At 49.2% G+C, this 14,490-nt stretch carries 17 protein-coding genes and 1 pseudogene; 11 read left to right on the top strand and 7 right to left on the bottom strand.

Annotated features, from left to right (window positions below; genetic code table 11):
* A partial coding sequence (locus tag OGX92_RS23510; protein WP_071528444.1) for an IS1 family transposase occupies window positions 1-60 on the top strand: 60 nt, incomplete at its 5' end.
* 24 nt (window positions 61-84) lie between these two features.
* Here the strand turns inward: OGX92_RS23510 and OGX92_RS21075 are convergent.
* A complete protein-coding gene (locus OGX92_RS21075) occupies window positions 85-327 on the bottom strand; it encodes a hypothetical protein (protein ID WP_032934433.1) in 243 nt (80 codons plus the stop codon).
* Window positions 328-908: 581 nt separating this feature from the next.
* Window positions 909-1,655: a MipA/OmpV family protein gene (locus tag OGX92_RS21070; protein ID WP_063941476.1), complete on the bottom strand. Its 747-nt coding sequence runs from the start codon at window positions 1,653-1,655 to the stop codon at window positions 909-911.
* Window positions 1,656-2,088: 433 nt separating this feature from the next.
* Between OGX92_RS21070 and yeaG the strand changes: the two genes are divergently transcribed.
* A complete protein-coding gene (gene yeaG, locus OGX92_RS21065; RefSeq protein WP_003030707.1) occupies window positions 2,089-4,023 on the top strand; it encodes a protein kinase YeaG in 1,935 nt (644 codons plus the stop codon).
* Between the two features lie 120 nt (window positions 4,024-4,143).
* Window positions 4,144-5,427 carry a YeaH/YhbH family protein gene (locus OGX92_RS21060; protein ID WP_003832459.1) on the top strand — a complete coding sequence of 428 codons (1,284 nt, stop codon included), beginning with the start codon at window positions 4,144-4,146 and terminating at the stop codon, window positions 5,425-5,427.
* A gap of 94 nt (window positions 5,428-5,521) precedes the next feature.
* On the opposite strand, the gene OGX92_RS21055 is transcribed toward OGX92_RS21060, so the two are convergent.
* Window positions 5,522-6,292, bottom strand: a complete 771-nt coding sequence (locus OGX92_RS21055; protein ID WP_286587023.1) for a class I SAM-dependent methyltransferase — start codon at window positions 6,290-6,292, stop codon at window positions 5,522-5,524.
* 164 nt (window positions 6,293-6,456) lie between these two features.
* Between OGX92_RS21055 and dgcJ the strand changes: the two genes are divergently transcribed.
* The 3 genes from dgcJ to OGX92_RS21040 all read left to right on the top strand — a co-directional run bounded on the left by dgcJ (window position 6,457) and on the right by OGX92_RS21040 (window position 9,080).
* Window positions 6,457-7,947, top strand: a complete 1,491-nt coding sequence (dgcJ, locus tag OGX92_RS21050; protein WP_286587022.1) for a diguanylate cyclase DgcJ — start codon at window positions 6,457-6,459, stop codon at window positions 7,945-7,947.
* Between the two features lie 44 nt (window positions 7,948-7,991).
* On the top strand, window positions 7,992-8,495 hold the full coding sequence (locus OGX92_RS21045) for a YbaK/prolyl-tRNA synthetase associated domain-containing protein (RefSeq protein WP_126318388.1): 504 nt from the start codon (window positions 7,992-7,994) through the stop codon (window positions 8,493-8,495).
* Between the two features lie 138 nt (window positions 8,496-8,633).
* Entirely contained in the window at window positions 8,634-9,080 is a 447-nt protein-coding gene (locus tag OGX92_RS21040; protein WP_003832453.1) for a DUF441 domain-containing protein, read from the top strand.
* On the opposite strand, the pseudogene OGX92_RS21035 reads toward OGX92_RS21040, so the two are convergent.
* A pseudogene (locus OGX92_RS21035) lies at window positions 9,057-9,855 on the bottom strand (AraC family transcriptional regulator). The gene OGX92_RS21040 and the pseudogene OGX92_RS21035 sit on opposite strands and share 24 nt — an antisense overlap.
* Before the next feature lie 99 nt (window positions 9,856-9,954).
* On the opposite strand from OGX92_RS21035, the gene OGX92_RS21030 reads away from it, so the two are divergent.
* A complete protein-coding gene (locus OGX92_RS21030) occupies window positions 9,955-11,142 on the top strand; it encodes a CynX/NimT family MFS transporter (RefSeq protein WP_286587021.1) in 1,188 nt (395 codons plus the stop codon).
* Window positions 11,143-11,179: 37 nt separating this feature from the next.
* Here OGX92_RS21030 and OGX92_RS21025 read toward each other — a convergent pair whose 3' ends face one another.
* A complete protein-coding gene (locus OGX92_RS21025; RefSeq protein ID WP_149335795.1) occupies window positions 11,180-11,887 on the bottom strand; it encodes a CTP synthase C-terminal region-related (seleno)protein in 708 nt (235 codons plus the stop codon).
* A 198-nt stretch (window positions 11,888-12,085) separates the two neighbouring features.
* On the opposite strand from OGX92_RS21025, the gene OGX92_RS21020 reads away from it, so the two are divergent.
* Window positions 12,086-12,433 carry a DUF488 domain-containing protein gene (locus OGX92_RS21020; RefSeq protein WP_003832445.1) on the top strand — a complete coding sequence of 116 codons (348 nt, stop codon included), beginning with the start codon at window positions 12,086-12,088 and terminating at the stop codon, window positions 12,431-12,433.
* Window positions 12,434-12,440: 7 nt separating this feature from the next.
* Here the strand turns inward: OGX92_RS21020 and OGX92_RS21015 are convergent, their stop codons facing one another.
* Entirely contained in the window at window positions 12,441-12,689 is a 249-nt protein-coding gene (locus OGX92_RS21015) for a putative hemolysin (protein WP_003832443.1), read from the bottom strand.
* Window positions 12,690-12,874: 185 nt separating this feature from the next.
* On the opposite strand from OGX92_RS21015, the gene OGX92_RS21010 reads away from it, so the two are divergent.
* The 3 genes from OGX92_RS21010 to yoaJ are packed head-to-tail and all read left to right on the top strand — an operon-like array spanning window position 12,875 to window position 14,123.
* Window positions 12,875-13,900, top strand: a complete 1,026-nt coding sequence (locus tag OGX92_RS21010; RefSeq protein ID WP_003832442.1) for a sensor domain-containing diguanylate cyclase — start codon at window positions 12,875-12,877, stop codon at window positions 13,898-13,900.
* 47 nt (window positions 13,901-13,947) lie between these two features.
* Complete coding sequence (locus OGX92_RS21005) at window positions 13,948-14,046, top strand: YoaK family small membrane protein (RefSeq protein ID WP_032941789.1); 99 nt, start codon at window positions 13,948-13,950, stop codon at window positions 14,044-14,046.
* 2 nt (window positions 14,047-14,048) lie between these two features.
* Window positions 14,049-14,123, top strand: coding sequence for a protein YoaJ (yoaJ, locus tag OGX92_RS21000; protein ID WP_095533175.1), 75 nt, complete (start codon window positions 14,049-14,051; stop codon window positions 14,121-14,123).
* Between the two features lie 48 nt (window positions 14,124-14,171).
* On the opposite strand, the gene OGX92_RS20995 is transcribed toward yoaJ, so the two are convergent.
* On the bottom strand, window positions 14,172-14,420 hold the full coding sequence (locus tag OGX92_RS20995; RefSeq protein ID WP_003832440.1) for a GlsB/YeaQ/YmgE family stress response membrane protein: 249 nt from the start codon (window positions 14,418-14,420) through the stop codon (window positions 14,172-14,174).
* Window positions 14,421-14,490 lie beyond the last annotated feature (70 nt).

Below are 14,490 nucleotides of genomic sequence, written 5' to 3'. Positions count from 1 at the left end.
TCGGTGGAGCTGCATGACAAAGTCATCGGGCATTATCTGAACATAAAACACTATCAATAAGTTGGAGTCATTACCCGTTACACCTTAATACTTATCGTGTTTGTGGTGATGGCTGGAATTAGTATCATTTGTGCCATACACGTTTTGCGCGTTTTCCATAGCCTGTTTTTCAGCGGCAGCATTGATTGTCGCCTGACGGTTTTGCTCCGCAACATAACAGGCATCACGGCTCACACCCTTACTTTCGCAAGCATTCATGCGTGAAGCCTCGGTGGAACAACCAGCCAGAATCCCGCCCATCACAGCTATCATGATTAACTTTTTCATTATATATACCAGGTTTATTCTCAAAATATCCACATGGCGTATTATATTTAATGCCATGAAGAGTTGCTGTCGCTACTTTAAAGTTTACTTAATATCTGCAATGGAATATTTAATGTCAATTTTAATTTTTTCAGATAAACACCTAAAGATGTAAAATTAAAATCAATCGATTAATTTTTGTTTTTTTCACATGAAAGTTAACTTTCGCCATGAGATAAACATGCTAAAAGAGTTATAAATAATTTTCATTGCGCTTAACAATAAGAAAATTACGCTTACCTCGATCGTAAATTTTAGTATTATCAACGCATTGAATAGCTACAAACCATTACTTCATGACAATGATTTGCTAAACCATCACGACTTTATTTCGTTCAAAAATGAATAGATAACAGGCTAATAAAATAGCAAGTATATTTTTAGTAACAGCGACAGGAATAATACGTTAAAAATTCGTTGTAGCCTGACAGAATGCCAAAACAGCACAAAAAATCAAATTTCATGTTTTAGATCAATATTCATCTCCGTCAAGCACAAAAAAGCCCGCACTGATGCGGGCTAGTGTTTGACGCGCATTAGTATCAGAACTTGTAGGTTACACCCACCGAGAAGATGCCAGACCAGGACTTATCGACCATCGGGCTGTCTTTCACTTCATCACTCAAACGCACATAACGGCCAGTGCCGTATACGTTCCAGTTGCCAAGGAAGTTATAGCTCGCGGTCAACTCCAGGTACGGATCCCATCCATCGTCAGCGTTGTAGCTTTTCAGACCACTGCGGCGAGACTCGTGATTGGACACGCCATAATAATAGTCGTTGTAGTTTTCGCTGCTGTACTGCACACCGATACCCGGCGTCAGAGTCAGCCCACCATTAGTGTAACGGTAGAGCCAGGCCAGATCCCAGATAAAGCCGTTGCTGTTATCCAGAGTATCACCCGCCAGTGCAGTACGCAGGAAACCATACTGAGTGTTATGTACATACGAGAGGCCAGCCATCATGCTGCTTTTACGCTTGTCGAGTTGGCGCAAAGCATGGCTATCGCTATCACCTGGCTTGAAATGCGTCGGATCATAGTACGCCATGATGGAAAGCTTATCTGTCGTGTCATTCCACAAATAGTAACCGCCACCCAAGCCGTGGAACCACACATTATCGCCTTCATAGGTGACAACCGGAACAGGGTAAACATCGCGGTCATACTGTTTGTATGGGCTGTTAATCACGCCGACACCCGCGCCAACAGTCCACTGGCTTTCAGCCTGTGCGGTGCTAACTGCGGTTGCGGCAAGGACGCTAAGTGCCAGAAGTTTGAGTTTGGTCACAATCCATAATTCCTTATTCAAATGTGTAGCGGTCAAAGTGTAACCGCCAATACGCTTCAGCCCAACTATTTTACGTATTCGCCCCAGAATGTAACCCCCTAATTTCTCAGCGAGTGATGACATTTTGCTTGCAGGACGATGAACACCGCATGAATCCCGCTCCAATTCTTTACATAAGATGTGCTTTTTTTGCTGATGAGTTATTGATATGCCATTGAAATTCATTTGCGCACACAGGCAAGTTTTGCAAATGCCATCTACGCTTAATTTTAGAAGGTGTATCACCGAATACGTTGATCTCCTGACCACTAAAATGGCATGAGAGTTGCTTATTTCCTCAGCAGCGACGTCGTTCAGTTTACCTCTTCAGGGGCCTCTACTATTCATATGAACGGCTCTTAACATGTGCTAAAAAACGAAAGGACGGCATACCATGAATATATTCGATCACTATCGCCAGCGTTATGAAGCTGCCAAGGACGAAGAGTTCACGCTGCAGGAGTTTCTTACCACTTGTCGGCAAGATCGCAGTGCTTATGCCAACGCGGCAGAGCGGCTATTAATGGCTATTGGTGAGCCTGTCATGGTCGACACTGCCCACGAACCTCGACTTTCTCGACTCTTTTCGAATCGGGTAATTGCACGCTATCCCGCCTTTGAAGAGTTTTACGGCATGGAAGACGCCATTGAGCAAATTGTTTCTTATTTGAAACATGCGGCTCAGGGTCTGGAAGAGAAGAAGCAGATTCTGTATCTGCTGGGGCCTGTGGGAGGGGGGAAATCATCTCTTGCTGAGCGGCTGAAGTCGCTGATGCAGAGAGTACCAATTTATGTCCTGAGTGCCAATGGCGAACGTAGCCCGGTCAACGATCATCCGTTATGCCTGTTTAATCCGCAGGAGGACGCGCAGATCCTGGAAAAAGAGTATGGGATCCCGCGTCGCTATCTCGGTACGATCATGTCGCCCTGGGCTGCGAAACGTCTGCACGATTTTGGCGGGGACATTACAAAATTCCGCGTCGTCAAAGTCTGGCCGTCTATTCTGGAGCAGATCGCTATCGCCAAAACGGAGCCTGGTGATGAAAACAACCAGGATATTTCTGCGCTGGTCGGGAAAGTGGATATTCGTAAACTCGAACACCACGCCCAGAACGATCCTGATGCCTACGGTTATTCGGGGGCACTGTGCCGCTCAAACCAGGGGATTATGGAATTCGTTGAGATGTTTAAAGCACCGATTAAAGTGCTGCATCCTCTGCTGACCGCCACCCAGGAAGGAAACTACAACGGGACAGAAGGTATCTCTGCCCTGCCGTTTAACGGGATTATTCTTGCCCACTCGAACGAGTCCGAATGGGTAACGTTCCGTAATAACAAAAACAATGAGGCGTTCCTTGACCGTGTTTACATCGTCAAAGTGCCTTATTGCCTGCGGATCTCTGAAGAGATCAAAATTTACGAAAAACTGCTTAACCACAGTGAGCTGACCCATGCGCCTTGCGCACCGGGCACGCTGGAAACGCTCTCTCGCTTTACCATTCTTTCTCGCCTGAAAGAACCTGAGAACTCGAGCATTTATTCGAAGATGCGCGTTTACGATGGCGAAAGCCTGAAAGATACCGATCCGAAAGCGAAATCCTATCAGGAGTATCGGGATTACGCCGGGGTTGATGAGGGAATGAACGGTCTGTCCACGCGTTTCGCGTTTAAGATCCTCTCTCGCGTCTTTAACTTTGACCATGCCGAAGTGGCAGCTAACCCGGTACATCTGTTTTACGTACTGGAGCAGCAAATCGAACGTGAACAGTTCCCGCAGGAGCAAGCTGAGCGTTATCTTGAGTTCCTGAAAGGCTATTTGATCCCGAAATATGCTGAATTCATCGGCAAAGAGATCCAGACGGCTTATCTCGAATCCTATTCCGAATACGGACAGAACATTTTCGACCGTTATGTCACTTATGCGGATTTCTGGATTCAGGATCAGGAGTATCGCGACCCGGATACCGGTCAGCTGTTTGACCGCGAGTCGCTGAACTCAGAACTGGAGAAAATTGAGAAGCCGGCGGGTATCAGTAACCCGAAAGATTTCCGTAACGAGATCGTCAACTTTGTTCTGCGTGCCAGAGCGAATAACAGCGGTCGCAATCCAAACTGGACCAGTTACGAAAAACTACGCACGGTTATTGAGAAGAAAATGTTCTCCAATACCGAGGAGTTGCTGCCGGTCATTTCGTTCAATGCTAAAACCTCGACTGACGAGCAGAAAAAACACGACGATTTTGTCGACCGTATGATGGAAAAAGGCTACACGCGTAAACAGGTGCGTTTACTGTGCGAATGGTATTTGCGCGTACGTAAATCGTCTTAACATAAGTGCCCGGTGGCGCATGCCTTACCGGGCTTGCAAAACAATGTTCCGTAGGCCGGATAGCGCCAGCGCCATCCGGCACTTACAGACATGGCGAACAGTTGGCAGTACGGGGGGCTTATGACCTGGTTTATTGACCGGCGTCTTAACGGCAAAAACAAGAGCACGGTAAACCGCCAGCGCTTCTTACGCCGTTATAAATCGCAAATTAAACAGTCGATCTCCGAGGCCATTAACAAGCGTTCGGTGACTGATGTGGATAGCGGCGAATCTGTCTCTATTCCGACTGATGATATTAGCGAACCAATGTTTCATCAGGGACGTGGTGGTCTGCGCCATCGCGTGCATCCGGGTAACGACCATTTTGTGCAGAATGACCGCATTGAACGCCCACAGGGCGGCGGTGGCGGTTCAGGAAGCGGACAAGGCCAGGCCAGCCAGGATGGTGAGGGTCAGGATGAGTTCGTCTTTCAGATCTCTAAAGATGAATATCTCGATCTGTTGTTCGAAGATTTAGCACTTCCTAACCTGAAGCAGAATCAGCAGCGTCAGTTAACGGAGTACAAAACGCACCGGGCAGGTTTTACCTCTAACGGTGTGCCTGCCAACATCAGCGTGGTGCGATCCCTGCAAAACTCACTGGCGCGCCGCACGGCGATGACAGCGGGTAAGCGTCGCGAACTGCATGCTCTCGAAGCGGATCTGGAAACCATCGCGAAAAGCGAACCAGCGCAGTTGCTGGAAGAGGAACGGTTACGCAAAGAGATTGCCGAACTACGGGCAAAAATCGAACGCGTGCCATTTATCGACACCTTTGATTTACGCTACAAGAATTATGAAAAACGCCCCGACCCTTCCAGCCAGGCGGTGATGTTCTGCCTGATGGACGTCTCTGGTTCAATGGATCAGTCGACCAAAGATATGGCTAAACGTTTTTATATCCTGCTGTATTTGTTCTTAAGCCGGACCTATAAGAACGTGGAGGTGGTTTATATTCGCCACCATACCCAGGCGAAAGAAGTGGATGAGCACGAGTTCTTCTACTCTCAGGAAACCGGGGGAACCATTGTCTCCAGTGCGCTGAAGTTAATGGATGAAGTGGTGAAAGATCGCTACAACCCTGCCCAATGGAACATCTATGCTGCACAGGCATCGGACGGTGATAACTGGGCTGATGATTCACCGCTATGTCATGAGATTTTGGCGAAAAAACTGCTGCCAGTGGTACGCTATTACAGCTATATCGAAATCACTCGCCGCGCTCACCAAACCTTGTGGCGTGAATACGAACATCTGCAATCAACTTTTGATAACTTTGCGATGCAACATATTCGCGATCAGGATGATATTTACCCGGTATTCCGCGAACTGTTTCATAAACAAAGTACGACCAGCAATAGTTAATCACCTAAACAAATCAGCCAGAGGTTATCTTCTCTGGCTGATTTTTTACGGGTGCTGATTTTTCATCTTATCAATATTCATCCGTTTATCCTTTTTATTTTCCCTTTACAGAGCAGCAGGCAATGTAATTGAGTTGATGACGTTGCGAACGGAAGAAGCGAAACATTTTCAGGAAACAACGACGATTTTCGCTCGTGCGTAAGCCGTTAAACACAATTTTTACCGCCCCCGTAAGCCCTTCATCACGAACTAATCCGCGCGGCGACATCAGCGACATGTTGCCATTCTGTTGCAGGACCTGTTCGAACCCGCAGTTAAGAAATAAATCACGCCAGCCTTGTCTGGTCATTGGACTAACGTTTGATTTCACCACATCGACAAGCTGGCCCTGATCGCCCGCGCCCAGTTTCTGGGCGGTGAACATAATGTCGTGGGTGAGCAGACGCCCACCGGGCTTCAACACGCGATAATATTCGGCAATTAACTTCGCCTTCGCTTTATCGGCATACATTGTCAGCATGGCTTCGTTAATCACAACATCGAAACTGTTATCCGCAAAAGGAAGAGTGTTGGCGTTAGCAGCCATCACATGAATATGATTTTCCAGACCATTTGCCGCTACGTTATTCCTTGCATTTGACAGTGCGGTTTTATCCATATCAATGGCGTATACGGTACAGCCATAGCGTTGAACTAACTCTATCGCCGTCGTGGCCATGTTGCACGCCACTTCAAGTACCTGGCTGCCGGGCGTCAGCTGTGACTGGCTAAACAACCATTCGGTTGCTTCAACGCCGCCCGGACGCAGACGGGTTTTGCCCAGGCTGGCTAAAAATGTATGACCCGCTTTTTCAGTCGCGCTCATTGGCCTGTCTCCTTTCTATAAGTTGCATTATAAATACAACATTAAGAGTTAAAGGTGAAGCGCGCGAATGATTTTTATTACAAAATGTCCTTGCCCGTAGCGTTAGAGCGGATGTATGCCCTGTGATAGACTGAAGTATCAGACTTACAGGGCTGTAAATCATTATGAAATTGCATCATAAAGCGCTCAGGATCTTTATCTCCGTCAGCGTAATTGTTTTGACATCTTCTTTTTTGGTTTATGAGCTCATTGCCAGCGATAAAGCAATGAATGCGTACATGCGCTATATCAATGAGAAAGCCGACTCCTCGTTTCTCTATGATAAGTACACAAATCAGAGCATCGCAGCCCATCTGATGCGCACATTTTCGTCCCCTCAGGGGCCTGCTTCTCTCGAACAGCAAAAAGTACTTTACAACGCTTTTGACAGCGTGAACGGCACTCATGGGCTCAATCTCACTAAGCGCAACTATCTGCCATTACACGGTACGTTGCAGACCACCTCAACAAAATGTAGCGAACAACTTGATGACATTTTTCTGCTGCCCTCTTTTGACCGGGCGGTCAATGTTAATCGCCAGCAGAAAGATTACGGTCAGGGATTAGGGACGCTGGAGTATAAATTTCGATATTACGTCGATCTTAAAAATAACTACGTCTATTTCTATGACCTGATCGACTCGCGGAAATTTGCGATACACAACTGGTCGTTTTTGCAAAAAGGCACGCTGGGAATCGACCAGAATGATATTGACGGTATTTTTACTGGCCGCACGGTGATCTCCAGTATTTATGAAGATAACCTGACCGAGAAAAAGGTGATGAGCTTTTTAACACCGGTTTACTACGCCAATAAGCTAAAAGGCGTGGTGATGGTGGATATTAACAAAGAGAATTTACAGAATATTTTCTATACCAGCGACCGCCCTCTCGTCTGGCGTTATCTTAACGTAACCGTCTCTGATACCAGTTCAGGTAAAGAGATCCTCGTTCATAAAAGTGAAACCGATCTGTTCCGCTATGTTCACTATGAGAAGGACATACCTGGCGGTATACGTATCACCCTCTCACTTGATGTTATGTACTTTATTGTCTCGTCCTGGAAGATATTCGCGTTCTATCTACTGGCAACGATATTGCTGTTGAATATGGTCAGAACGCATTTTCGTTTGTATCACAACGTCACACGGGAAAATGTCAGTGACGCGATGACCGGGCTCTACAACCGTAAAATTTTAACGCCAGCGCTTGAGCAGCGTTTGCAACAGTTGGTGAACACGGGAACGCTCGTGACCTTTATCGCCATTGATTGCGACAAACTAAAAGTTATTAATGATACGTTGGGGCATAAGGAAGGCGATCGCATTATCACCATTTTGGCCAAAGCTATTCAAACGTCCATTCGCAAAAGCGACTATGCCATCCGCCTCGGTGGCGATGAGTTTTGCATTATCCTCATCGATCACCCCAGTGAATTAACGCCCCGCCTGCTGGAGAGGATTCGCTATAACTTACAAATTATTGCGCAAGATAGATCAATCAGCTTCTCTGTCGGAATTTATAATATGCAGCCAAACGACACCATTGATGATGCCTACAAAGCATCTGATGCACAGCTCTACCTGAACAAACAGAAAAAACGCACCGATGCGTAATCATTTTTCTGACAGGATTTTCATTGTTGTACCAGGAGTAAGTCATGACGGAAGTAAACAAAGGTAACGCAACGCACCAGCGGTTAATCTCCCTGTTGTCAGAACACGGTGCGACCTACCGCGTAGTCAGCCATGAAGCCGTAGGCAAATGTGAAGCTGTCTCTGAAATTCGCGGTACCGCACTGGGTCAGGGTGCAAAAGCGCTGGTCTGCAAAGTAAAAGGCAACGGCGTCAATCAGCATGTTCTGGCGATCCTCTCTGCCGATCAGCAGGCGGACCTGAGCCTGTTGGCCAGCCATATTGGCGGGTTGAGAGCGTCACTTGCCAGCCCGGCGGAGGTAGATGAACTAACAGGCTGCGTATTTGGTGCTATCCCACCGTTCAGTTTTCATCCGAATCTCAAGCTGGTCGCCGACCCGCTGTTGTTTGAGCGTTTTAATGAAATTGCGTTCAATGCCGGAATGCTGGAAAAATCCGTGATCATGGATACCGCAGATTACCTGCGCATCGCGAAACCGGAATTAATCCCGTTCCGCAGAGCACAATAACTGCCCAAGTTAGCAGTAAAAAACATCGCTTCGTGCGTTAGCCCAAAAAAAATCATAATCATTAAAAAAAGCCTGTTCCGTCACGCGTTTACGCGTACAGTAAGCAGGCTTATTTTTTCTTTTGGCAAGGAAACTACGATGTTTGATGTCACTCTGCTGATCCTGCTCGGACTGGCAGCTCTGGGCTTTGTCAGCCACAACACCACAGTCGCTGTTTCAATTCTGGTGCTGATTATTGTCCGTGTTACCCCTCTGAATACCTTCTTTCCCTGGATTGAAAAACAGGGCCTAACCGTCGGGATTATAATTCTGACCATTGGCGTCATGGCGCCGATCGCCAGCGGAACGCTACCGCCCTCCACGCTCATCCACTCCTTTGTGAACTGGAAATCACTGGTTGCTATTGCCGTTGGGGTATTTGTCTCCTGGCTTGGCGGACGCGGCGTTACGCTAATGGGCAGCCAGCCTCAGCTTGTTGCTGGTTTACTGGTGGGCACGGTACTGGGCGTGGCGCTGTTTCGCGGTGTGCCAGTGGGGCCGCTTATTGCGGCAGGTCTGGTCTCATTGATTGTTGGGAAGCAGTAGCCAGCCCGTTCAGATAACGGCCTGGTGTCTGTCCCAGGCCTTTTTTGAACATAGTGATAAATGCCGTGGTCGAATCGTACCCGAGCATTTGCGCGACCTGTTGTACATTGCGACCATCAATTAACGCCTGCAGCGCCAGAATCAGCTGGAGCTGGTGACGCCAGCGGCGAAAACTCAACCCCGTTTCTTTGACGACCAGGCGAGCAAGGTTACGTTCACTCATCGCAAATACGCTGGCCCATTGTCCCAACGTCTGCCATTGTGCAGGCTCTCTCGCCATCGTTGCGACCATTCTGCGAATTTTCGGGTGATCGGAAACCGGCAACTGCATTTGCTCCTGGGGTTGCTGCGGCAGTTCATCAAACAACACCTGCGTCAGCCGCTGGGTTGCCGGCTCCAGCCGTTGGGCATCCGTTTTGGATGCCAGCGCCAGAATAAGCTCCCGGCACAACGGAGCAATTTTCAGCGTGCAGCAACGATCGGGCATCACGACGGCCTGCGGCTCAATAAACAAAAAGCATAATTGTGCGCCAACGGTAACGTGGTTGCTGTGTGGAATTTCACCGGGGATCCACACCGCATATTGCGGGGGCACCATCCACATAGCATTTTCAACCTCACAAGTGATCGCGCCATGCAACGCCAGAATCAACTGGCCTTTACGGTGATGATGCAGCGGACTAAAAAGTTCATCTTCCCGGGCCTGAATACAAAACGCCACGGCCGCATCGTTGTGAAGATCCGGTTCATATCCATCCAGCCTCAGTCCTAACATAAAAATGTCCGATTTAAGCGATAAACTGTCATTTTAGCTTGATTCATCCATTGTGTAAAAACGCTAAGGTATCGCCTCGCCTGACGATATGAGAAAAAAATGACAAGTACTCCTTCCTCCCGTGGCAAGAACGCAGCGTTGCTGATCGCGGGGATCCTGATGATTGCCACCACATTGCGCGTCACCTTTACCGGAGCTGCCCCGTTGCTGGATGCAATTCGCGCCGACTACGGACTGAGCACTGCCCAGACGGGGCTTCTGACCACCCTGCCACTGCTGGCTTTCGCACTGGTTTCACCTCTGGCTGCCGCCGTTGCGCGCCGTTGGGGTATCGAACGCAGCTTGTGTGTCGCTATGCTACTGATTTGCGCTGGTATTGCGATACGTTCGCTGCCCTCACCAGGGTTCCTGTTTAGCGGCACCGCGATCATTGGTTGCGGAATCGCCTTGGGCAATGTGCTTTTACCCGGACTGATTAAGCGTGATTTTGCTCAGCATGTGGCGAAACTCACTGGCGCATACTCGCTGACCATGGGCGCGGCAGCGGCACTGGGTTCCGCCATTGTGGTACCGCTGGCGTTGAACGGGTTTGGCTGGCGCGGTGCGCTGATGGTACTGATGGCCTTTCCGCTACTGGCGCTGATTATCTGGTTACCCCAATGCCGCCAGACGGCCAATGCCAGCTTGAGCAACTCGCGCGCGCTGCATTCCCGCGCGATCTGGCGCTCCAGCCTCGCCTGGCAGGTGACGCTGTTTCTGGGGATCAATTCGCTTATCTACTACGTCATCATCGGCTGGCTGCCCGCTATTTTGATCAGTCACGGCTACAGCGAGTCGCAGGCCGGTTCACTGCATGGTTTACTGCAGCTGGCGACCGCCGCGCCGGGATTATTGATTCCTCTCGTCCTGAACAGATTTAAGGATCAGCGCGCCATCGCCGCTCTGGTTTCATTAATGTGCGCCGTCGGCGCGGCGGGATTCGCCATAATGCCCGACCAGGCATTGCTATGGACCATCCTGTTTGGCTTTGGCTCGGGCGCGACGATGATCCTCGGCTTGACCTTTATTGGCCTGCGCGCAAGCTCAGCGCATCAGGCTGCTGCCCTCTCCGGCATGGCACAGTCTGTCGGATATTTACTGGCGGCCTGCGGACCACCACTGATGGGGAAAATTCACGACCTCAACGATAGCTGGCTGATTCCTCTTGGCGGGGTCGCCGTGTTAGCGATGCTGATGGCGGTATTTGGTTTGTGCGCGGGGCGCAATCGGGAGATCGCGAGCGCATAATGCACAGGGCAGGTTCGTGAACAACCTGCCCGTTTTTTTATCCGCGCGCGGCGCGCAGCATCGCCTGAACTAACGGCACGGGTTTTCCCGCCAGCGCTCCGCGTTCATGTTGAAAGAGCGTGCCAACATAAAATGGATGCGTCACCAGCTCAATGGCACGAATATCACCAACCTCATCCCAACCGGTCACCCGAAGATCGCCGCTTTCAAGCTCGGCGGCAAAATCCTCCGATACGCCATAGTTGCAGTGATATCCCTCGGTGATAACATCCCGCCCGTATGCTTTGGCAATCAGCGTATTGGCCCGCAGCTCAATATCATCCGTTTTTTCTACCAGCGAGCAGGTCAATGGTGCTATCACCATTCGACCCGTGGTGTCCATCTCGGCGTGGCCGGCATCGCTCCAGCCCAGCACGTTGCGGGCGTACTCCAGAATCGCATGCTGAAAGCCGCCGCAGGTACCCAGGAATGGGATGCTGTTTTCACGCGCGTAGCGTATCGCTATCAGCGCCCCTTCAAGATGGCGATATGGACTGCCTGGAACGACCCAGATGGCATCATAGCCAATCAAGTCCTCACTGCTGTTGATATCAGATGTAGTTAGCCAGTCGTAATCAGCCACTAATTCCAGAACGGCGGCAGCATCATCGATAGCAAGGGGAATAGCCTGGTGCGCCACAATATCGGGGCTGTAATCACCCACCAGCGCAATGCGAAGCGTATCTTTAATTGGGGAAATTTCCATTAAGCTTTCCTTGTGTCCTGACAATAAGGGACAGCATAAGGAGCCTCAGCCTACCGACTTTTTAGTGGTATCACAATCCCTTAAATTGGGAGTCAGGACAGGCAAAATGCTATAATGGTCACGTTTTACGATCTTATTTAACCGTAATAAAGTTGATGATAAATACCTGAGCGGTAGCTGAAAGGAGCGGATGAAGAGATGAAGATTCAGTGTAAACGTGTGTATGACCCGGCAGAAAAAAGTGATGGTTACCGCGTGTTGGTCGACCGGTTGTGGCCACGCGGGATAAAAAAGACTGACCTTGCTTTCAACGAATGGAACAAAACGCTGACGCCATCCTCTGAATTGCGCAAAGCATTCCACGCAGAACTGATCGATTTTTCACACTTTTCCGAGCAATATCGCGCAGAGCTGGCCCAACAGCAGCAGGAAGGAAAGCGCCTCGCAGAGATTGCCCGACAGCAAACCTTAACGCTACTGTATGCAGCGAAAAATACCCAGCAAAACCACGCACTGGTGCTCGCTGAGTGGCTACGTCAATGCTGACCGCGTATTACTTGGCCGTTGCCGGATGATCTCTACGCCAGAGTGACCATTCATCAATTACTTCCCCGTTGGGTAGTTTGCAGTCAGACTTAACACCTTGCGGAGTCTGCACCGCAATCAACGAGCCGCCCTTTTGTTCGCAATACACCGATGCTGGATTCGCCATGCCAACTTTCGGTGGCACAGGCGCTTCCGGTTCCGTGGTACATCCCGCCAGCACCAGCAAGCCGGGCAAAAAAATAGATGCCAGTTTCATATTTACTCCTGTTAAAAACCTTATCCTGGCAGGTTACCCCGACTTTCCATCTATCTCCATGTTTTCCTGTCAGCTATCCATTTTATGTTTACATTCTGAGCTGGATGGCGTGTTTCATCTTTCACCTCGATGTTCTATCATGCGGGCAACGTCAGCCCAATCATTACTCAGGAGCATTTCACCTCATGTCGGACATGATCCTTGCCAGAGTCTCACAATCCTTAGCTACGGAGCAGTCAGTTGAGAGTCTGGTTCGCCAACTTCTGGAGATGCTGGAGATGGTGACTGAGATGGAATCAACCTACCTGACCAAGGTCGATCTGGATGCCCGTCTGCAGCATATTCTGTATGCGCGTAATAGCCGCCAAATGCAGATCCCCGAAGGGCTATCCGTGCCGTGGGATGAAACGCTGTGCAAACGCGCGATTGAGGAAAACTGTCTGTACAGTGACAACGTGCCCGCACGCTGGCCGGAATGTACCGCTGCTCGCGCACTGGACATCACCACCTTTCTAAGTACTCCCGTTCATCTTCCGGACGGAACGTTTTACGGTACACTCTGCGCTACCAGCCGCCGTCAGCAGGCACTGAGCCAACGTGGAGAACAAGTATTACATCTGTTTGCCGGTCTGATCGCCCAGTCGATTCAAAAAGAGTCGCTGGTTGCTCAGTTACGTGAAGCGAACGCCGCGCTGATTGCTCACTCCTACACCGATGCCCTGACAGGGTTACCGAACCGGCGCGCAATTTTTGAAAATTTGGAGACCCTTTTTTCGCTTGCCCGCCACCTCAGGCAGAAGATAGTTGTTGCCTATATCGATTTGGATGATTTCAAACTGATTAATGACCGCTTTGGCCACGAGGTTGGTGACCAGTTCCTGATCCAGATTGGGCAGCGCCTGCTCCGTGAATGTAGTGATAATGACATTCTCGGTCGACTGGGCGGTGACGAATTTTTAGTCGTTCGCCTGTCAGCGGAAGATGAACTTGATCAGCTTATGCGTCTGCAGCAGGTGAAAAATCAGCTGCAACAGCAGATTTGCGGTGACTACCACCTGGGTGATATTCATCTGTATTATCCTGGTGCCAGTCTGGGTGTGGTGGAAATTGATCCGCTGGAGACTGATGTAAACTGTGCGCTTCATCTTGCAGACAGCGCAATGTATCAGGATAAAAAGCGTCAGGATAAAACCCCTTTTGTCGTACATTAAGCCCTGCTATGCTGGCTCGTCTTTAAATAACTCTGGTAGATAATCGTATGCGACTCGGTATTATTTTCCCTGTCATTATTTTCATTTCCGCTGTCGTTTTCTTATCCTGGTTTTTTATTGGCGGCTACGCTGCGCCGGGAGCATAACGATGAAAAAAACAACGATTATTATGATTGGCGTGGCGATCATCGTGGTTCTGGGCACGGAACTGGGGTGGTGGTAACCAAAATAAAGGCCACTTATCAGTGGCCTCTATTGTCTGTATGTTTACTTAGCTTTTGATTTTTCTGTAGATAAACAACACCACAATCGCACCGATAACCGCTACGACGAAACTGCCGAAGTTGAAACCATCAACTTTACCAAAACCAAAGAAGGTACTGATCCAGCCACCCACTACCGCACCGACAACCCCTAAGATAATGGTCATAAAGAATCCGCCGCCATCTTTACCCGGCATAATCCATTTTGCCAAAATCCCAGCGATAAGACCGAAAACCACCCATGAAATAATGCCCATAATTTTCCTCACTTATGTTTTTAAATTAACGATTCACTCGTTGTATAAAAGCATAGCATAGCGCTGAAAA

The organism is Citrobacter sp. Cpo089 (genome assembly GCF_030332695.1).
In the GTDB taxonomy this organism is placed as follows: Bacteria; Pseudomonadota; Gammaproteobacteria; order Enterobacterales; family Enterobacteriaceae; genus Citrobacter; species Citrobacter portucalensis.
Note: the sequence above shows the minus strand (reverse complement) of the source record. Positions and strands in the feature narration are given on the sequence as shown.